Source organism: Paenibacillus sp. (assembly GCF_035645235.1).
In the GTDB taxonomy this organism is placed as follows: Bacteria; Bacillota; Bacilli; order Paenibacillales; family YIM-B00363; genus Paenibacillus_AE.
Genome location: NZ_DASQMZ010000019.1, coordinates 1 through 19692, shown reverse-complemented (window position 1 = coordinate 19692; position 19692 = coordinate 1). Strand labels below are relative to the sequence as shown.

Annotated in this window: 19 protein-coding genes and 1 riboswitch; of the genes, 14 read left to right on the top strand and 5 right to left on the bottom strand. The window is 61.2% G+C overall.

Features of this window, described 5'->3' with window-relative positions:
• Positions 1 to 33: 33 nt before the first annotated feature.
• From cobD to VEZ38_RS01760, 6 genes are read left to right on the top strand one after another with little or no spacing between them, the layout of a single operon-like run.
• On the top strand, positions 34 to 1155 hold the full coding sequence (cobD, locus tag VEZ38_RS01785) for a threonine-phosphate decarboxylase CobD (protein WP_324891363.1): 1122 nt from the start codon (positions 34 to 36) through the stop codon (positions 1153 to 1155).
• Entirely contained in the window at positions 1152 to 2705 is a 1554-nt protein-coding gene (locus VEZ38_RS01780) for a cobyric acid synthase (RefSeq protein ID WP_324891361.1), read from the top strand. Before cobD ends, VEZ38_RS01780 begins: the two co-directional genes overlap by 4 nt.
• A complete protein-coding gene (locus VEZ38_RS01775) occupies positions 2702 to 3319 on the top strand; it encodes a cob(I)yrinic acid a,c-diamide adenosyltransferase (protein ID WP_324891359.1) in 618 nt (205 codons plus the stop codon). The genes VEZ38_RS01780 and VEZ38_RS01775 overlap by 4 nt, the downstream gene beginning before the upstream one ends.
• Positions 3316 to 4254 carry an RluA family pseudouridine synthase gene (locus tag VEZ38_RS01770; protein ID WP_324891357.1) on the top strand — a complete coding sequence of 313 codons (939 nt, stop codon included), beginning with the start codon at positions 3316 to 3318 and terminating at the stop codon, positions 4252 to 4254. The genes VEZ38_RS01775 and VEZ38_RS01770 overlap by 4 nt, the downstream gene beginning before the upstream one ends.
• Positions 4251 to 4619: an arsenate reductase family protein gene (locus VEZ38_RS01765; protein WP_324891355.1), complete on the top strand. Its 369-nt coding sequence runs from the start codon at positions 4251 to 4253 to the stop codon at positions 4617 to 4619. Before VEZ38_RS01770 ends, VEZ38_RS01765 begins: the two co-directional genes overlap by 4 nt.
• A complete protein-coding gene (locus VEZ38_RS01760; protein ID WP_324891353.1) occupies positions 4616 to 5803 on the top strand; it encodes an aminotransferase class I/II-fold pyridoxal phosphate-dependent enzyme in 1188 nt (395 codons plus the stop codon). The genes VEZ38_RS01765 and VEZ38_RS01760 overlap by 4 nt, the downstream gene beginning before the upstream one ends.
• Before the next feature lie 62 nt (positions 5804 to 5865).
• On the opposite strand, the gene VEZ38_RS01755 is transcribed toward VEZ38_RS01760, so the two are convergent.
• Entirely contained in the window at positions 5866 to 6276 is a 411-nt protein-coding gene (locus tag VEZ38_RS01755; protein ID WP_324891351.1) for a hypothetical protein, read from the bottom strand.
• 245 nt (positions 6277 to 6521) lie between these two features.
• Here VEZ38_RS01755 and VEZ38_RS01750 point away from each other — a divergent pair, with 245 nt between their 5' ends.
• The gene (locus VEZ38_RS01750; protein WP_414694638.1) at positions 6522 to 7385 is read left to right on the top strand and encodes a 5'-3' exonuclease; all 864 of its coding nucleotides are present in this window, start codon (positions 6522 to 6524) and stop codon (positions 7383 to 7385) included.
• A gap of 114 nt (positions 7386 to 7499) precedes the next feature.
• The gene (locus VEZ38_RS01745) at positions 7500 to 9854 is read left to right on the top strand and encodes a putative bifunctional diguanylate cyclase/phosphodiesterase (RefSeq protein WP_324891349.1); all 2355 of its coding nucleotides are present in this window, start codon (positions 7500 to 7502) and stop codon (positions 9852 to 9854) included.
• Between the two features lie 51 nt (positions 9855 to 9905).
• Here the strand turns inward: VEZ38_RS01745 and VEZ38_RS01740 are convergent, their stop codons facing one another.
• Both VEZ38_RS01740 and VEZ38_RS01735 read right to left on the bottom strand, forming a co-directional pair.
• Positions 9906 to 10190, bottom strand: a complete 285-nt coding sequence (locus VEZ38_RS01740; protein ID WP_324891347.1) for a hypothetical protein — start codon at positions 10188 to 10190, stop codon at positions 9906 to 9908.
• Between the two features lie 68 nt (positions 10191 to 10258).
• A complete protein-coding gene (locus tag VEZ38_RS01735) occupies positions 10259 to 10558 on the bottom strand; it encodes a DUF3055 domain-containing protein (protein WP_324891345.1) in 300 nt (99 codons plus the stop codon).
• A gap of 112 nt (positions 10559 to 10670) precedes the next feature.
• Between VEZ38_RS01735 and VEZ38_RS01730 the strand changes: the two genes are divergently transcribed.
• From VEZ38_RS01730 to VEZ38_RS01720, 3 genes are all read left to right on the top strand, one after another.
• Positions 10671 to 10877, top strand: a complete 207-nt coding sequence (locus VEZ38_RS01730; RefSeq protein ID WP_324891343.1) for a hypothetical protein — start codon at positions 10671 to 10673, stop codon at positions 10875 to 10877.
• Between the two features lie 169 nt (positions 10878 to 11046).
• On the top strand, positions 11047 to 12054 hold the full coding sequence (locus VEZ38_RS01725; protein WP_324891341.1) for an HRDC domain-containing protein: 1008 nt from the start codon (positions 11047 to 11049) through the stop codon (positions 12052 to 12054).
• Positions 12055 to 12287: 233 nt separating this feature from the next.
• Positions 12288 to 12983: a DJ-1/PfpI family protein gene (locus VEZ38_RS01720; protein ID WP_324891339.1), complete on the top strand. Its 696-nt coding sequence runs from the start codon at positions 12288 to 12290 to the stop codon at positions 12981 to 12983.
• Positions 12984 to 13019: 36 nt separating this feature from the next.
• Here VEZ38_RS01720 and corA read toward each other — a convergent pair whose 3' ends face one another.
• A complete protein-coding gene (gene corA, locus VEZ38_RS01715) occupies positions 13020 to 13952 on the bottom strand; it encodes a magnesium/cobalt transporter CorA (RefSeq protein WP_324891337.1) in 933 nt (310 codons plus the stop codon).
• A gap of 336 nt (positions 13953 to 14288) precedes the next feature.
• A riboswitch (SAM riboswitch) is annotated at positions 14289 to 14411 on the top strand.
• A gap of 110 nt (positions 14412 to 14521) precedes the next feature.
• Between corA and metA the strand changes: the two genes are divergently transcribed.
• The 3 genes from metA (at position 14522) to mqnC (ending at position 17886) form a co-directional block, all read left to right on the top strand.
• Positions 14522 to 15472: a homoserine O-acetyltransferase MetA gene (gene metA / locus VEZ38_RS01710; RefSeq protein ID WP_324891335.1), complete on the top strand. Its 951-nt coding sequence runs from the start codon at positions 14522 to 14524 to the stop codon at positions 15470 to 15472.
• A gap of 22 nt (positions 15473 to 15494) precedes the next feature.
• Entirely contained in the window at positions 15495 to 16661 is a 1167-nt protein-coding gene (locus tag VEZ38_RS01705) for an aminotransferase class I/II-fold pyridoxal phosphate-dependent enzyme (RefSeq protein ID WP_324891331.1), read from the top strand.
• A 91-nt stretch (positions 16662 to 16752) separates the two neighbouring features.
• Positions 16753 to 17886, top strand: a complete 1134-nt coding sequence (mqnC, locus tag VEZ38_RS01700) for a cyclic dehypoxanthinyl futalosine synthase (protein WP_324891329.1) — start codon at positions 16753 to 16755, stop codon at positions 17884 to 17886.
• A 142-nt stretch (positions 17887 to 18028) separates the two neighbouring features.
• Here the strand turns inward: mqnC and VEZ38_RS01695 are convergent.
• Positions 18029 to 19692 (bottom strand): family 78 glycoside hydrolase catalytic domain (locus VEZ38_RS01695; RefSeq protein WP_324891326.1); only part of this gene is annotated, 1664 nt, incomplete at its 5' end.

The following is a 19692-nucleotide window of genomic DNA, read 5'->3' as shown; positions in this document are numbered from 1 at the left end:
TTGGATTTCGAAGAACGGGAAGGGGAATCGGTGATGCTGGAGAGGTACGGACACGGAGGGGACCTGGAGACGGCATCGGCGTTGTACGGGCGGGCGCCGGACGACTTCGTCGATTTCAGCTCGAATATGAACCCATGGGGGCCGCCGGCGGGCGCACGGGAAGCGATGCTGCGCGCGTGGGCGCGCATCGACGCGTACCCGGACCCGGCGGCGCGGGCGCTGCGGCGTCGGCTTTCGGAGAAGCACGGCGTGCCGATGGAGGCGATTTGGGTCGGCAACGGCGCCGCGGAGGCGATCGACCTCGCGCTGCGCGCGATCCGGCCGGCCGTCGCCGCGGTCGCCGCGCCGGGCTTCGCCGAATACGAGACGGCGGTCGCCCATGCCGGCGGCCGGACGCGAGACCTCGCGCTGCGCGCCGAGGAAGGGTTCGCGCTGCGGGCGGAGGAGATCGCGGCCGCGGCGGCCGGCGGCGCCGACGCGGTCGTGCTCGGCCATCCGAACAATCCGACCGGCCGGACGCTGGGGGCGGACGCGATCGAGGCGGCGCTCGGCGCCTGCCGCGCCGTCGTCGTGGACGAGGCGTTCCTCGACTTCTCGCCGGCGGAGGAGGAGCTGACGCTCGTCCGCCGGGCGGCCGAGACGCCGGGGCTGTTCGTCACGCGCTCGATGACGAAGTTTTACGCGATACCGGGCTTGCGATTGGGCTACCTTGTCGCCCATCCGGACGAGGTCGAGCGCATCCGCTCGCTCGCCGTGCCGTGGAGCGCGAACGGCATCGCTCTCGAGGTCGGGGCGGCGGCGCTCGACGACGCGGCATTCGCGGCGCGCACGCTCGCCTGGCTGCCGCCGGAGCGGGCGTGGCTGTCGGCGCGGCTCGCCTCGCTCGGACTGCACCCGTATCCGAGCGAGGCGAATTTCCTGCTCGTGCGGCTGCCCGAAGGCGTGCGGGCGGGGAATCTGCAGACGGCGCTCGGGCGAGGCGGCGTCCTTATTCGGAGCGCGGCGACGTTCCGGGGGCTTGGCGAGGCGTATATTCGGCTCGCGGTGAAGCGCCGGGAGCAAAACGAACGGCTGCTGTCGGCGCTGGCCTCCGGGCTCGCCGAGACGGCCGGACGGACCGATCCGGCGCCGAGCGCGGAGGGACGAGCCCGATGACGAAGCGCCCTTGCCCGACGCTCATGATTCAGGGCACCGCGTCGGACGTCGGGAAGAGCCTTCTCGTGACGGCGTTGTGCCGCATCCTGACGAACGACGGCTTCCGCGTCGCGCCCTTCAAGTCGCAAAACATGTCGCTCAACTCCCACGTCACGCCCGACGGCAAGGAGATCGGCCGCGCGCAGGCGGTGCAGGCGGACGCGTGCCGCATCCCGGCGACGACCGATATGAATCCGATTTTGCTCAAGCCTACGGGCGAACGCCGCTCGCAGGTCGTCGTGCACGGCAAGCCGCTGCGGGATTACGACGCGATCGAATATCGGGAGTCGTACCTTCCGACGGCGGAGCGGTTCGTCCGCGAGGCGCTCGATCGGCTTCGCGCGGCGCACGACGTCGTCGTGCTCGAAGGCGCGGGCAGTCCGGCGGAGGTCAACCTGCGCGACCGCGATATCGTCAACATGCGCGCGGCGGGCTGGGCCGACGCGCCGGTCGTGCTCGTCGCGGACATCGACCGCGGCGGCGTGTTCGCTTCGATCGTCGGCACGATGGCCATTCTCCGCCCCGACGAGCGCGACCGGGTGAAGGGCTTTATTATCAATAAATTCCGCGGCGATCCGTCGCTGCTCACGAGCGGCCTCGATTGGCTCGAGCGGGAAACCGGGAAGCCGGTGCTCGGCGTCGTGCCGATGCTGCCGGACGTCGGGCTCGAGGACGAGGACTCCGCCTCGCTCGACGAGAAGCTGCGCCGACGCGCCCAATCGAAGGACGCTGCGCTCGACGTCGCCGTGCTTCGGCTGCCGCGCATGTCCAACTTCACGGACGTCGACGCGCTCTCGGGCGAGCCGGACGTCGCCGTCCGGTTCGTGTCCCGCGTCGAGGAGCTCGGCCAGCCGGACGCCATCCTCATTCCGGGCACGAAGAACACGCCGCTCGACCTGCGCGCGCTGCAGGAACGCGGCCTCGACCGCGCCATAACCGCGTACGCCGCGGCCGGCGGCCGGGTCGTCGGCATTTGCGGCGGGTACCAGATGCTCGGGCTCACGCTGTCCGATCCGCACGGCGTCGAATCGTCGGAGTCGCCGGTCGCGCGCATCGACGGGCTCGGCTTGCTGCCGGCGGACACGGCGTACGCCCTCGAGAAGCGCACGGAGCGCGTCGCCGGTGCGTTCGCCGGGTGGGACGAGGGAACGGAAACGTCGGCAGGTATCGCGATTGAGGGATATGAAATCCACATGGGGACGACGACGTTTCGCGAGCCGGTACGTCCGCTGTTTCGACTGCACGACGGCACGACCGACGGCGCGGCGATGCCGGGCGGCCGGGTGTGGGGGACGTATGTGCACGGCATTTTCGATAACGACGATTTCCGCAGAGGGTGGCTGAACCGGATTCGAGCGGAGAGGGGACTGCCTTCGCTGGCCGTGGGCTATCGGCATCGCGAGGCGCGGGAGGCGGCGTTCGACCGGCTCGCGGCGCATGTGCGAGCCCACGTGGATATGGAAGCGATCTATGCTATGATAGGAATCTCGAGATCGGAGGCGATGGAATGAGAATTTATACGAGAACCGGCGATAAGGGGCAAACCGGCGTCATCGGCGGCCGCGTGCCTAAGGATGACCTGCAGGTAGAAGCCTACGGCACGGTGGACGAGCTCAACTCGTTCGTCGGCGTCGCCATGGCGGGCATGGATCGGGAGCGGTTCGCCGATTTGCTCGAGGACCTGCTGAACATCCAGCACGAGTTGTTCGACTGCGGTTCGGATTTAGCGATTTTGAAAAGGGACGCGCGCCCCTACAAAGTAACGCCCGACATGGCGGAGCGGCTCGAGGCGCTGATCGATAAGTACGACGCGGAGACGCCGGACATTACGCGATTTATACTGCCGGGCGGCTCGCCGTCGTCCGCCGCGCTGCACGTTTGCCGCACCGTCTGCCGCCGCGCGGAGCGCCGCGTCGTGACGTTGGCCGCGCGCCAGGACATCAACGAGCATGTCCGGACGTACTTGAATCGGCTGTCCGACTTGTTCTTTACGGTCGCCCGCGCGGCGAACGTACGAGAGGGCGGCGCGGACGTCGAGTACGCCCGCAGCGCGGAGGTGTTCCGCCGCGGCCGCGGGGACGCGGGCGGGGGCGCCGAAGCCGGCGCCGCCAAGACGGACGCATGACGGAAGCGACGACGCTGCGGCATGTCGTGCCGCCGGAGCAGGACGGCTGGCGGCTGCGTTCCGTGCTGCTGACCGGTATGGGCCTCTCGCGCAAGCTGCTCGTGCGCCAGCGCGGTCTCGAGGGCTCGATTCGCGTGAACGGGCAGTCGGACGTGCTGTACCGTCCGATGCGGACCGGGGACGTGATCGAGGTGACGCTGCCGGTGGAGGAATCCGAGTCGATCCTGCCGCAGCCGATTCCGTTCGAAATCTTGCATGAGGACGAGCATCTGCTCATCGTGAATAAGCCTTGGGGGCTCATCGTGCATCCGACGTCCGGCCACTACACGGGCACGCTCGCGAACGGGATCGTTCATTATTGGCGGGAAAAGGGCGAATCGTACCGGTTCCGCCCGATTCATCGGCTCGACCAAGACACGTCCGGCGTGCTTGCCGTCGCGAAGAACGGCTACGCGCATCAGTTCGTCAGCGAGCAATTCCAGGAAGGTCAGGTGCGCAAGAGCTATCTGGCCGTCGTCTACGGACGGGTGGCGCAAGACGCGGGCACCGTCGAGGGACCGATCGACCGCGACCCGGACGAGCCGCATGTGCGCATCGTGACGCCGGCGGGCGCGCCGTCGACGACGCATTACGAGGTCGTCGAACGGTTTCGCGATACGACGCTCGTGCGCGTGAAGCCGGTCACCGGGCGTACGCACCAAATTCGCGTCCATATGAAGCATATCGGCCATCCGCTCGTCGGGGACGAACTGTACATCGATGCGGAGCGGTACCCGCCGCGGCCGGTGCCGATTCGGCGGCAGGCGCTGCACGCCGAGACGCTCTCGTTCGTGCATCCGGACACGAAGCGGCGCGCGACGTACGAGGCGCCGCCGACGCCGGATTTGCAGGAGCTTATCGCTTATTACCGCGCAGAAGGAGATTTATCGTCATGAACCAGTCTTCGATGACCGCATACCTGTACCCGAAGTGCAGCACCTGCCGCGACGCGATGAAGTCGCTCGCGGCGAAGGGCATCCAGCCGGAGCGGGTCGTGAACGTGTTCGAGACGCCGCCCTCGAAGGAGGAGCTGCGGGAGCTATGGCGGCGCAGCGGGCTGCCGCTGAAGAAGTTTATGAATACGTCCGGCGAGGCGTATAAGGAGATGAACCTGAAGGACAAGCTGCCGCATATGAGCGAGGACGACGTCTTGGAGCTGCTCGCCTCGAACGGCCGGCTGATCAAGCGGCCCATCGTGACGGACGGCGAGCGCGTCACCGTCGGCTACAAAGAGGCCGAGTACGCGGAGGTGTGGTCATGATCGTTCGGCCGTCGGAGCGGCTCGGCAAGCTCGGTTCCTCGATCTTCAGCGAAGTCGCGGCTTGGAAAGCGGAGGCCGCCGCGGAGGGGCTCGACGTCATCGACCTCGGCATCGGGAGCCCGGACAAGCCGCCGGCGCTCGCCGTGCGGCAGGCGCTCGCCGACGCGGCGATGTCGGAGGAGATGTACGGCTACCCGTCCTCCGAGGGAAGCCTCGCCTTCCGGCAGGCGGCGACCGATTGGCTCCGGCACCGGTTCGGCGTCGAAGTCGATCCCGTGTCGGAGACGACCGTGCTCATGGGCTCGCAGGACGGGCTGGGGCACCTGGCGCTTGCGATCACGAACCCGGGCGATGTCGCGATTTTACCGGACCCCGGGTATCCGATTTACGGGGCGGGGCTCGCCGTCGCGGGCGTGGAGCCGTACCCGGTGCCGCTCCGGGAGGCGAACGACTACTTATTCGACTTCTCGTCGATCCCCGAGGACGTCGCCCGCCGCGCGAAGCTGATTGTCGTTAATTACCCGAGCAACCCGCTGTCCGCCGTCGCGGATCGTTCGTTCTATGAATCTTTAATTTCATTCGCGAAACAATATGGCATCTTAATCGTTCACGACGCTGCTTATTCGGAGCTTGCGTTCGACGGCTACCGCCCGATCAGCATCCTCGAGCTGCCGGGCGCGAAGGACGTCGCGATCGAATTTCACTCGTTGTCCAAGAGCTTCAACATGGCGGGCTGCCGCATCGGCTTCGCCGTCGGCCACGCGCCGGCCGTGCAGGCGCTGCGCGCGTTAAAGGCGAACCTCGACTACGGCGTGTTCCTCGCCGCGCAGGAGGCGGGCATGCGCGCGTTCGCGGAGGATGTGTCGAACGAAGGGACGAAGGCGGCGGCGGTCTACGAGGCGCGGCGCGACATGTTTGTCGAAGCGCTGCGGGAGGCCGGATGGCGCGTCTCGAAGCCGAAAGCGACGATGTTTATCTGGGCGCGCATCCCCGAAGGTTGGACGTCTCGACAAATTTCCCGGGAAATTTGTCGGAAAACCGGCGTCGTCATGGTGCCCGGCAACGCATTCGGTGTCGAAGGAGAGGGATACGTGCGCATCGCCCTCGTGCAGGAGGAAGGCAGACTGCTGGAGGCGGCGCGGCGGATCGGGAACTTTTTCCGAGAACACGGCTTGACGGTATAAAGAACAAGAAGACCTGACGGTACGCCGGCGCGCGCCTATCAGGTCTTCTTTGCGTCGTTCGGTTATGTCACGGCTTTCAGCAGCCGTTTAATGCGGAAGATATCCTCGTCGTGCTCCGAAACTTTCGTCCGCACGTAATCCATGCTTTCGTCGACCTTCTCGAATCGGCCGTTCATGTCCGTCCGCAGTTCGTTGATTTCGGCTTTCAGTTCCGTGCGTACCGCCTGAATTTCCTCTTTCAACTCCGTGCGAACGGCTTGAATTTCCTCTTTCAGCTCCGTGCGAACGGCTTGAATTTCTTCCTTCAGCTCCGTACGAACGGCTTGAATCTCGCCTTTCAGCTCCACTCGTACGGCCTGGATCTCCTGCTTCAGCTCCGTACGTACAGCCTGAATTTCCTCTTTCAAGTCGTCATGGCTTTCCGTAATCGCCTGCCGGATCATGCGCACCAACTCTAACTGCTCGCTTGTCATCCCGAGGGTACAGCTCCTTTGCCAATAAAGTATATGCCCTCGGAATCCGTGCGGGGTTTGACGGTTGTTAACAGGGCTGATTATATTATATCTCGGGGGGGACAAGCGTTGTAGGCGAACAAATTGTAAAATGCGCGATGGCACCTTTTCCCTCCGGCAGTCTTTTCGTCCTTAGGATAACAAATATGGTATAATGCAAGACAATAAGCGCCTATTCGGGCCGGACTAAGAGGGGAAGTTTTTACGTGTCCAAATCGTTGTTATTGGTCGACGGCATGGCGGTGCTGTTTCGCGCCTATTTCGCTTCCGCGTACGGCGGCTATGTCCGCAAGACGAAGGCCGGCGTGCCGGTGAACGCCATTCACGGCTTCGTGCGCTATTTATTCGACGCCGTCCGTACATACGAGCCTACACATGTAGCCGTCTGCTGGGATATGAGCAGCAAAACGTTCCGCACCGAAAAATTCGCAGCCTACAAAGGAAATCGACCGGAGGCGCCGGACGATCTCATTCCGCAGTTCGATCTCGTGAAGGAGGTCGTCGAAGCGCTCGACGTGCCCAATGTGGGCGTGCTCGGCTACGAGGCGGACGACTGCATCGGCACCCTTGCGAAGCGATACGGCGAGGACATCGACGTGCTCATCCTGACGGGGGATCATGACTTGCTGCAGCTCGTGTCGGATCGGGTGAAGGTCGTCATGCTGAAAAAGGGCTTCGGCAACTACGCGGTCTACGACCAATCGGCGTTGCTCGAGGAGAAGCAGCTGACGCCGGCGCAGGTCATCGACCTGAAAGGGCTGATCGGCGACAGCAGCGACAACTACCCGGGCGTGAAGGGCATCGGGGAGAAGACGGCGATCAAGCTGCTGTCGGAGTACGAGTCGATCGACGGCATTCTCGCCAACCTCGACGCGTTGTCGGGCTCGGTGAAGAAGAAGATCGAGGCGGATCTCGAGATGCTGCATCTTTGCCGGGAATTGGCGACGATCTATTGCGAGGTGCCGCTCGAGTTCGAGCTGGACGCCTGTCGCTGGGCGCCGGACCCGGAGCGGGTCGGCCGCAAATTCGACGAGCTGGAGTTCCGCAGCCTGCTGAAGGATATTGTATAGGAGCGGCGCGCGCAGGCCTGACGATTGCGTTTTCGCGCGCGCGAATTTACGTCGTATCGGTTTGAAGGAGAGCTTACTATAGGGGTAAGGTCAAAAATCCCCGAGGTGAGCCGGATGGCAAACGTATACTTCTTGTTTTTACTGCTTCCGATCGTCTTTCTCGTGCTTGTGGGGTTTGAGATCGCGCAGCGGAGCCCGAATCATTTCGTCGGAAAATCGGCGGCGCTGACGATGTTTTCGTTGGCGCTGCTTTTCGTCGCCGATTTCGCGCAATCGATATTGCCCGTTGATTTTACTTTAACTGTAAGCGCATACATAAAGTATCCCCTGGTCCTGCTTTCCGCGGGGACGAGCTTGCTCTTTCATCTGGCGTTCGTGTACGGAGTTTCCCGATATTTGATAACGGTCGGCTTCCTCGTCGCTGCGCTTGTCCTTGCGTATCCGGCCTTGGCCGTCGGGCTGGGCCCCGAAGCGCTCTTTACCGGCGTAGCGGTCGAGTCGATTTGGAAAGAAGAACAGCTGTCCCCCTTGACGCTGGCGTTCCTGATTCCCGTCGGCCTCATTTCCTTCCTGAACGCAGGAATCTCCTATACTGCCTATAAGCGCGCCGGAAGCGCCTCGGGCGTGAAGCGGCGGATGAAGATGCTGTTCGGCGCGAACCGAGCTTACGTAGCGACGTTAGCCGTCGCGGCGGCGTACACGATAATCGGGGAAGGCCGGTACGCCGCGCCTCCGATCGTGACGCTCCTGCCGTCCCTCGTTTGGGGGATCGCGTTCCGTCTGCTGCTCATCCATAACGACGTTTGGCCTTCGGCGGCGAGGAAATACGAGACGCTGTTTCGCATCTCGCCGTCCGCGATTTATTTATTGGACGCTCAAGGGCGCATTCAAGAAGCGAACTCCGTCGGTTTACGGCTGCTCGGGTGCGACTCCGAATCCGATGCGGCGCTTCGCGGAATGTCGTTGACGGACTTCTCCGCCGGGGCGGACAAGCCCTCCGACTTGGCGAACGTCAAAGACTACGAACTGGAGATGCTCACCTTAGACCATAAGACGATCACCGTATTGTTGGATACGGACGAGATGACGGCGAACGGCGAGAAGTTCGTGCTTGCCGTCGTGCGGGATATTACGGGGCGCAAGGAGCTGGAAAATCGTACGCTTCACCAGGCGCTTCACGACCCGCTTACCTCGCTGCCGAATCGGCTCCATTTCGCCGAGCGACTCGAAAAGGCGGCCGCTGCTTCCAAGGGGGAAGACGGACGTTTCGCCTTGCTTCTGATCGATATGGACCGTTTCAAGATCATTAACGATACGTTGGGGCACCCCGTCGGGGATGAGGCATTGATCGAAACCGCCTCGCGCATCGCTTCCTGCATCGGGAAAGACGCGCTCCTTGCGCGCCTGGGCGGGGACGAATTCGTCGTGCTTACGCCCGTCGGCGATCGGGAGGAAGCCGTCGAGTTGGCTCGAAGGATCGTTCGCCGCTTCGAACCGCCGATCGCGCTGCTGAACCGCGAATATACGCTGGCTGCCAGCATAGGCGTTTGTTATTATCCCGAGGACGGCTCGACCCCTGCCGAGCTGACGAAGCATGCGGATATAGCCATGTATCAAGCGAAGCGGGGGGGCGGCGGCGGGTATCGCGTCTACTCGAACGAGATGAATACCGCGCTTCGCCGAACCGTCGAGCTGGAGAGGCTGCTGCGCAAGTCGCTTCGGCAGGGAGAGCTGGAGCTGCATTACCAGCCGCAGGTTGATTTGAAGACCGGCCGCATCGTCGGCGCCGAAGCGTTGCTGCGATGGAATTCCGAAGAACTCGGCTCCATCCCGCCGTCGGAGTTTATTCCGATCGCGGAATCGACGGGCATGATCGTGGAGATCGGGCGCTGGGTGCTGGAAGAAGCCTGCCGCGAAGCGAAACGGTGGGAGCAGGCGGGTTTCCCCGCGCTGACGGTGTCCGTGAACGTCTCGCATCGCCAGCTGCAGCCGGGCTTCGCGGAGATGGTCGAAGGGGTGACGACCTTCGCCGGTCTCGAGCCGAGGCGGCTGTGCCTTGAAATTACCGAAACGTTGCTCTCCCATAACTTGACCGCCGCGATGTCCGTGCTGACGGAGCTGGCAGAGTTCGGGATTTCGTTCGCCATGGACGATTTCGGCACCGGATATTCCTCTTTAGCGGTGCTGAAACAGCTTCCCGTCATTGGCACGATCAAGATCGATCGAACCTTCGTCGAAGATATGACGAACGAAAGCGCGGAACGCTCGATGGCGGACGCGATCGTCCGGCTGTCCCACGCGTTAGGGAAATCGGTCGTCGCCGAAGGAGTGGAAACCGCGGAGCAGGCGAGCCGGTTGAAGGAGCTGGGATGCGATCTGGTGCAGGGGTATTTATACAGCGCCCCCGTCGGGGCTGATGCGTTCCGAAGAAGGCTGGAATCGGAGGAGCGATACAAGAAATTCGTTTGAAAACGGATCCGCCGCCGGCGGCCGGCGCCGACGGCGGGTGGGGCGGTGCCGCTACATCCGGACGTCGAACGCGCCTTCGTCGCCTTCTTCGTCATGCGTCAGATGCGCGCCGGGAAATTGACGCGGCAACCCTTCGTGGAGGATCCGATTTTCGTAATTGAACCGGTTCGGCGGCCGCTGATCTTCGCGCCACGGCGAGCTCTTGCCGATCGATTCGACTCGCAGGCTGGAGCCGTACGGCCCCTCCGGAAACTCCTCGAAGGTGAGGTCGTTCCGTTGCGATTCCACCGTCGATAGGTCGGTATATTCCGAGCGATCTTCCTTCAGAAAAGCCATGAACAAAACCTCCTTCCCGGGATGTTCCTTATCGTGTCCGGGAGGGAGGTTTTTCATGTGGCGACGCGTTATTCCGGATAAGAGATGGGGCCGATGATTTCGGACAAAAAGCCGTAAAGCTCCTCGGCCTGCTCCTCGGTCAGCTTGTACCGGTGCGCGAGGTACCCCTCTTCCTCTAAATCGTCCGGGCCGATCACGGCCGAGATGCCGCTTTGCAGGTCGACGACGAGCTTCTTGCCGTAGAAGCGATTCGTCGTTACGATCGCGAGATCGAATCGGTTCAGCTTCGGGGTGATCATCGTTACGAAGCGCGTGCTCGTCTGCTCGGTGCTGTCCGACAAAAAATCGAGTTCGCCCGACATCGTCATTCCTCCTTCGGTAAGAAACTTTTCTCCGCCTTGCGACGTATAAGACAGTAATCAGTTTATTATAACGGAGCGGAACGATTCCGGCAAAATCGGGCGCGGGGAGGGATTCGCGATGCGGAGGTTCCATAGGTTGCTGCTATGGCTGATGGATATGACGGTGGCGGTCTTTATCGGTCCCGTCGATGCCGGCAAGCGCGCATCTCGCGTGCGGCGCATGGCATCCCGTCGAGGCGCGTACGCGCTGGCGTTCGCCGGCGTCGTAGTGGCGGCCGCGACGCTGTACACCTTGATGGCGCGCTGGCCTTCTTTAGGCGCTTAATAGTACAGCATAGGAAAATTTAGGCTTGTCAACGCGCCGGACGCGTGATATAGTGAAGGCAATTGAACGAGTACGGACGAGGAAGCACCTCTCTACCTAGCGTAGGGAGGTGCTTTTTTTCGTTGTCTTCGTTCGATGAATCACGCTCCGGAGAGGGAGGATGTTACGGATGAATTGGGTGTTCATGAACAGCTTGCAGAAGCGGACGGAGGACGACCGCGTCGTCCAAGCGCAGGTGACGATCGGCGAGGACGCCGGCGTGTGGCATGTGTATTGGAACGAGCCGGGGCCGGACGGAGACGGCGTCGAGACGTGTTGGTTCGAAGGCGCGGGCTGGAACGACATGCTGACGGCGTTCCGCGGTCGCTTGCTGGAGAAGATGTCCGAAGGCTACGCGCCGCTGCTCGACAACGTGACGGGCGACGTGCAGTCGACGAACGGGCGGACGGAGTGGATTCAGAAGCTTCAGTATTACGGGGATGCGTTCAAGAACGAAGGCGTGTACGAAGCGCTGCGCGAGTGGCGCCGCAAGCAGGCGGGCAAGGAAGGGAAGGCGCCGTACATGATCGGAACGAACCGGCTGTTCGGCATGCTGGCGGCGTTCCTGCCGCGAACGGAGGACGAGCTGCTGCAAATTCCGGGCTTCGGTCCGTTCAAGGCCAAGCTCTACGGCAAGGAGCTGCTCGCGATAACAGGCGCGGCGCCGAGGGAGACGACGTTCCCGCTCGATTGGGTGGCGGACCGCATCGATTACGCGCAGTATAAGCTGTGGCTGCATCAGCAGCAGGAGGCGTTCCAAGAGCGGGAGAAGCAGCGGAAGGCGCAGCGGAACGCGGTGCTCGAAGCGGCGCTGAACGGCACCGACCTCGAGACGCTGAAGACGAAGTCGCAGCTGCCGCGCCGCGAGGCGTTAGCGCTGCTCGAGGAGCTGGAGAAGGAGGGATATGACGTAGAGCCGGTCATCGCGGTCGAGACGAAGGAGTTGCCAGCGGAGGAGCAGGCGCGGGTCATGGCGCTGTTCGCCCAGACGGGGGACCGGTACTTGAAGCCGATTCTCCAGAAGCTGAACGAGGAGGCGGCGCTGTGGAAGGACACCCAGGCCGACCGCGCGTACGAGTGGCTGCGTTTGCTGCGCATCCGGTTCCGACGGCAGAAGGAGTCGAAGCTGGCGGGGTAGGGGTTCGAATCTCGCTGGGCAGCGCTAAACGCGAAAATTGCCGAAGAAACCAAACGGATACGGTACGTCAATGGTCGCGTGGAGGAAGCTCCCCCGACCATTTTCTTTTGAATTAATTCGTACGGTTCATATTATTACTTTCATACGATAGGGGGGTAGTGTATAATCATGGTGAATAGCGAAGCTGTGTAACAATACGGAGCTATAGCCCAAACCTAAGGGAAGGTGACGAAATGAAAATCATCATTTACTTGTATAACGGCATAACGATGCTGGATGCCATTGGACCGTATGAGGTTCTTAGAAATATGACAGGCGCCGAACTATACTTTGTTGCCGAAAACGCAGGGGAAGTAACCGCTGATTCCGGTCTGATCCATGTGAATGCGAAGTATAGTATCAACGATATCAGGGAAGCGGATATCGTAATCATCCCAGGTTCAACCGTTGGTTTCCTTAAGGAAATGGAAAAACAAAACGTGAGGCAATGGATAAAAGAAGTGGATCGTCATACAAAATGGACCGCATCGGTTTGTACAGGCTCCCTATTGCTTGCGTCGGCAGGACTGCTTCATAAACGGAATGCGACTTCGCACTGGAAGACGATGAATCTATTACGCGATTACGGAGCCGTTCCGACAAGAGAGCGGATTGTCGAGCAAGGAAAATATATTACCGCTGCCGGAGTATCGGCGGGAATCGACATGGCATTATATTTGTCCAATAAAATCGTTGGAGAAGCTGAAACAAAAGCGATTCAACTCATCATCGAGTATGACCCCAAACCTTTATTTCAAGCCGGCAGTGTTTTGACTGCCGGCGACGATACCATTAAGACGGCAGAAAAAAGATTGGCCAAAGAAGCGAAAAGAGAGCTTGGAACCATGGGGATCATTAGATATTCGAAAAAGTTTTTGAAAATGAGATAAATCGAATGGGGGAGGCGAAAAGAAAGAGCGGCCGCGTTACAGCCACTCTTTCCAACGGAAGTATAGAAAAGTGCCGACGGCGAGGCCGCACATGACGAGAATGAGCGTCGTGCCGAAGTGCGGCGAATCCGCGCCCGGCAGCGACGTGTTCATCCCGTAGATGCCGGTGATGAACGTCAGCGGGATAAAGATCGTCGTGACGGCCGTGAACACGCGCATGATTTCGTTCGCGCGGCTCGCGATGCTCGACTGGTACGCCTCGCGCAAGTTGCCCATCAGGTCGCGGAACGTGTCGAACGATTCCGTGACCTTCACCGCGTTCTCGTGCATGTCGGCGAAGTATTTCTGCAAGGTGCCGTCGATGAGGCGCAGCTCCTTGCGGGCGAGCATGCCGAGCACTTCCTTCTGCGGGACGAGCACCTTTTTCAAATATAAGATCTCGCTGCGGAGACCGATGATTTCGTTCAGGTGGGACTTCTTCGTATGCCGGAGAATGTCTTCCTCGAGCTTCTCGATTTTGTCCTCGATCCGGTCGGCGACGGTGAAATAGTTGTCTACGATCAGGTCGGCCAAATGATACAGGAACCGGTCGGGGGAATGCACTTCTTCCTCCCACAGGACAGGCTTGACGGTGCGCAGCTCGTTCACTTTCTGTCGCGTCACCGTGATAATGAAATGTTTCCCTAAGAAAATGTTCACGGCCCGAAAGAAAATTTCTTCGTCGTCGAATCGGATGCTGTTTACGACGATAAAATAATGGCCTTCGTGAATTTCCAGCTTCGGCCGCTGCTCTTCCTCCTGCAGCACGTCTTCGACGGCCAGCTCGTGGAGGTGGAATAACGGTTGAAGCTTCTCCAGCTCCTCGGGGCTCGCGTCGATCCAATAGAAGCCTTCTTCGGGTTGGACGAGCGCTTCGGCCACGTCCTCGATAACCGTAAAGACGCCGTGTTGAACCAATCTCACCTTCATCGCGGTCTCTCCTCCTCTGATCGAGGAACGCAGAAGAAAGCGAGACGCCGCGAATCAGTCGCGTACGCGCGCCGGTATCGGCCTCGCCCCTGCGTTCCGATATGAAATTCGAATCTTCGCTTCTACTTCATGGAACCAACGGGGTCGGTCACCGTCCATGCACGCCTTCACCTCGATACGCGATTGATCTCCCGGGCGGAGCGGGAATGCCCGAGTTCTCGATTAGTATACTCTTGTCCTTATCGGCTTTCAACAGGCTTCGCGTCCCTCTTGACTTCCGGCTTGTTTCTCCGTAACATAAGAACTAATCGCAAGCAACAACCGAATATGAACGCACTCTTATCAAGAGCAGGTGGAGGGACTAGCCCGATGAAACCCGGCAACCGACACGGAGCACGCCACGGCGTCTCCTGCACGGTGCTAATTCTTGCGGAAACGCATGTTTCTGAGAGATGAGAGAAGGCCGTTACCGATACTTCGAACGCCTTTCTCTCTTATGGGGAAGGCGTTCGTTTTTGCGTATATGCTTGTTTCGATTCATCCCTTGGAGCGAAGGAGCGATACCCGCCATGCCGATCAAAGTGCCCGACAATCTGCCGGCGAAAGAAATTTTGACGAACGAAAACATCTTCGTCATGGACGAATCCCGCGCGTTCCAGCAGGACATTCGTCCGCTGCGCATCGTCATCTTGAACCTGATGCCGACGAAGGAGACGACGGAAACCCAGCTGCTGCGCCTGCTCAGCAATACGCCGCTGCAGGTCGAAGTGACGCTGCTGCATCCGGAGACGCATGTGTCGAAAAATACGTCCGCGGAGCATCTCGAGTCGTTCTACAAGACGTTCAACGACATTCGTTACGATCGGTTCGACGGTCTCGTCATTACGGGCGCGCCGGTCGAGCACCTGCCGTTCGAGCAAGTCACCTACTGGCGCGAGCTGCAGCAAATCATGAACTGGGCGAGCAAGAACGTAACGTCGACGATGTACATATGCTGGGCGGCCCAAGCCGGGTTGTACCACCATTACGGCGTTCAAAAATATGATATGCCGGAAAAAATATTCGGTGTATTTCCTCACTTCCTCACCTGCAAGAACGTAAAGCTGACGCGCGGCTTCGACGAGCTGTTTTTCGTGCCGCAGAGCCGGCATACGGACGTAAGGCGCGAGGATATCGAAAAGGTGCCCGACGTCGACGTGCTGTCCGTCTCGGACGAAGCGGGCGTTTACCTTGCGGCGAGCAAGGACGGCAAGCACGTCTTCGTCACCGGTCACTCCGAATACGACGCGGAGACGCTGAAGTGGGAGTACGACCGCGACGTGAAGAAGGGCATGGACATCGCCGTGCCGAAAAACTACTTCCCGTCCGACGATCCGACGAAGGAGCCGCGTTCGACGTGGAAGGCGCACGCGAATTTGCTGTTCAGCAACTGGTTGAACTACTACGTATACCAAGAGACGCCGTTCGAGCTCGGCCGGGCCGCCGAGACCGAATTCGTGCATGTCGGCGCTTATATTTAACGAGGGGACGTTGATTCCGAGCATGAAGAAGCATATCGAAAGCCGTCTGGCGCAGATCGGTTCCTTGGAGGATCCGCAGACGGGGGCTGTCAGCTACCCGATTTACCAAGCGACCGCGTTCCGCCATCCGAAGCTCGGCCAAAGCACGGGCTTCGATTACGCCCGCACGAAGTCGCCGACGCGCAAAGTGCTCGAAGAGGCGTTCGCCGATCTCGAATCCGGCGACGCGGGCTTTGCGTGCAGCACGGGCATGGCGGCGCTGCAAACCATTTTCGCGATGTTCTCCTCCGGGGATCACTTGCTCGTCAGCTTGGATCTGTACGGAGGCACCTATCGCTTGATCGAGCAAATCATGACGCGCTTCGGCGTGACGGCGACGTACGTCGACACGAACGACCTCGACGCGCTCGAGTCGAACTACCGCGCCGGCGCGACGAAGGCGGTGCTCGTCGAGACGCCGACGAATCCGCTCATGATGATTACGGATCTCGAGCGCGTCGCCGCTTGGGCGAAGAAGAAAGGCCTCGTGACGATCGTAGACAATACGCTGCTGACGCCTTACTTCCAGCGTCCGCTCGAGCTCGGCTGCGATATCGTCATTCACAGCGCGACGAAATATCTCGGCGGGCATAACGACGTGCTGGCGGGCCTTATCGTCACGAAAGGCGAGGAGCTGTCGCAGAAGATCGCATTCCTGCACAACTCGATCGGCGCGGTGCTCGGCCCGCAGGACTCCTGGCTGCTCATGCGCGGCATGAAGACGCTGGCGTTGCGGATGGAGCGCCATCAGCAGAACGCGCTGCGCCTCTCCCAGTGGCTGTCGGAGCATCCGATGGTGTCCGAAGTGTTCTACCCGGCGCTGCCGTCGCATCCGGGCCATGACGTCCAAAACCGGCAGTCGTCCGGCAACACGGGCATCTTCTCGTTCAAGATGAAGGACGCCCGCACGGTCGAGCCGATCCTGCGCCACATCAAGCTGATCGCCTTCGCCGAGAGCCTCGGCGGCGTCGAGTCGCTGATGACGTATCCGGCGGTGCAGACGCACGCGGACATTCCGAAGGAAATCCGCGATAAGGTCGGCGTGGACGACACGCTGCTGCGCTTCTCCGTCGGGATCGAGCACGCGGACGATCTGATCGACGATCTCGCGCAGGCGTTCGAGGCGGCGGCCGCGGAGCTGAAAGCATAGGCAAGTCGGACCAAACGTTACCGTCCTGCCTTGCGAGACGAAATGTGGTAGAATGGTAGAAAGCAAGCCACAAGGAAGGACGGAGACGTTCATGAATATAGACCCGATTTTGGAGAAGGCGCTCCGCGGCGAGCGGCTGACGCTCGAGGACGGGCTCGCCCTGTTCGCGTCCGACGAGCTGGAGAAGATCGGCGCTGCCGCCGATCAAGTCATGAAGAGATTTCATCCCGAGCCGGTGACGACGTTCGTCATCGGCCGGAATGTCAATTATACGAACGTGTGCGACGTGTATTGCCGGTTTTGCGCGTTTTACCGCGCGCCGGGCTCGAACGAGGGCTACGTGCTGCCGAACGAGACGGTATATCAAAAAATCCAGGAGACGGTCGACGTCGGCGGCACGGAGATTTTGATGCAAGGCGGAACGAATCCGAATTTGCCGTTCTCGTATTATACCGACCTGCTGCGCGGCATTAAGGAGCGCTTCCCGAACATCACGATGCACTCGTTCTCGACCGCGGAAATTCGCAAGATGGCCGACGTCTCGGGCCTCTCCGTCGAGGAGGTCGTCCGCGAGCTGAAGGCGGCGGGACTCGACTCGCTGCCGGGCGCGGGCGCCGAGATCTTGGACGACCGGACGCGGAAGAAAATTTCCCGTTTGAAGGGCTCCTGGAAGGATTGGATCGACACGATGCGCATCGCCCACCGCGCCGGCCTCAACACGACGGCGACGATGGTCATCGGCTTCGGCGAGTCGATGGAGGAGCGGGTGCTTCACCTGCTTCGCATCCGCGACGCGCAGGACGAATGCATCGCGGAGCGAAACCCGTCGACGGGCTTCCTGGCGTTCATCGTCTGGACGTTCCAGCCGGACAATACGAACATGAAGGCCGAGAAGGCGTCGCCGGAGGAGTACCTCAAGACGCTCGCGATCGCGCGCCTCATGCTGGACAACATTCCGAACTTCCAATCGTCGTGGGTGACGATGGGGCCGGAGATCGGCAAGAAGTCGCTGTCGTTCGGCTGCAACGACTTCGGCAGCACGATGATGGAGGAGAACGTCGTCTCCGCCGCGGGCACGACGCACAAGGTCAACATCGAACTCATTCTAAAATTAATCCGCGAGGCGGGGAAAATTCCGGCGCAGCGCGATACGAAATACCGCACGCTTCGCGTCTTCGACGACGCGTCGACGAACGTGGACAAAGATTTCGTCATGCAGAACTGATAGCTTCCTCACGGCAGGCCGGGTTTCCGAATGGCGCAACATGCGCGAACGGGAACCCGGCTTTTTGGTTTCCGGCGTGTTTTGTAACAAAGGAAAAACCTCCCCTTCCTTCGAGTTTGAACGAAGGATGGGGAGGTTTGCTTTACAGCGCGACGCGCTCCACAGTCATCTGATAGCCTTCCGGCGCGACGAGGTCGAGCTCGACGCCGGCCGGCGCTTCGACGCGCAGGCGCAGCGCGTCCTCGCCCTCGACGCGCCAGGAGACGTCGACGCGTCCGCCTTGCGGCAGCGGCACGGAGCCGGTCGCCCATTGCAGGCCGCAGAGCTGCGGCGCGACTCGAACCGTCGTCCAGCCCGGCGACGAGCCTTGCACGCCGAGTACGTAAGCGCCTAGGAAATAAGCGGGGCCGGCAGACCAGGCATGGCAGTGGCTTCGCGTGAGCAGCTTCGGATTTTTGTTATAGCCGCTCCAAGGGTACATTTCCCAACAAGACGTCGCGTCGTGCTCGACCATAAAGCCGTAATTGCGGCGCATGTCGGACAGCAGCAGGTCGAAGCGGCCGAGCTTCGCGAACGCCTCGTAGTAAAAGAACGACATGAACGGGCTGCCGACTTGGACGAACGACGCGGGCGGCTGGACGATATACCCTTCGATCAGCCGCTTGCGCTCGCCGCCGGCGATGTCGCATAGATAAGCGACGATTTGGGTCTGCATGCTGACGGTGGCGGAAAGCCGTCCGTCCGCATGGAGGCAGTCAAGATACGCGCTGCGCGAATCGTCCCACAGCCGCGCGTCGATCGCTTGCGCGACCCGAGCCGCCGTCTCGCGAAGCCGCTCGGCCTCCGCCGCGTCGCCCGCCAGCGCGCCGAGCTCGGCGCCCTCGCGCAGCGCCTTCGCGTAAAACATGTTCTGCGGCGTCACGATCCCTTCGCCCGGCTGCTCGAACGGCGCCCAGTCGAGCAGGTTCCACCCTTCGCGCTCGATGAGGCCGTCCTCGTTCAGGAGCGCCATGTAAGCGTTCAGCGTGAGGCGCACATGCGGCCAGATCGCCTCGACGAACGCACGGTCGCCGCTGAATTCGTAATATTCCCGGCAAGCGGACACCCAGAAGAACGTCCAGTTCGGGATGACGCTGCTCCAGCCGCTCGGCACCTGATCGGCGAACAGCGGCGTCTGGAAAGCGGAACCGGGCACGAGCTTCAGGCAATGCTCCACGATGTCCTTCGCGCCGAACGCGTAATAGTTGACGAGCGCTTCGTTGCGCGCGTCGCCGACCCAATACACCTGCTCGAAGGCCGGGCAATCGACGAACGTATCCTCCATGCACAGGCGGGTCGTGTCGCGGCTGATCGTCCAAATATCGTTCAGCAGCGGATCGCTGCTGCGGAAGCGGCCGACGTTCGCGACCGGGAAGTTGCTTTGCAGCAGCTTGACCTCGTACAGCCGGACGGGTCGCGAGGCGCCGCGCGCCGTAATCGTCAAGTACCGCAAGCCGCGCCGTACGTACGACACGTAGGATTGGCGGCCTTCCCGGCAGACGTAACGGAACGTGTTGTCGACGACGTACGTATGCTGGCGCCAGCCGTCCTTCATGTATTCGAAGCCGTAGAAATCGACGATCGTGCCCGCGGCGGCGTCCAACTCGAAGGAAATATAGCCGGAAAGCTCTCGACCGAAATCGATGACGAGCTCCGTATCGAGGCCGTCGAACGTCGGCAACACCGCGGGATCGGGGCTCGGCAGCACGGCGCGCTGCAGCGCCGCCGGCACCGGCCGCGGCTCGTCGGTCGTTTTCCACACGCAGC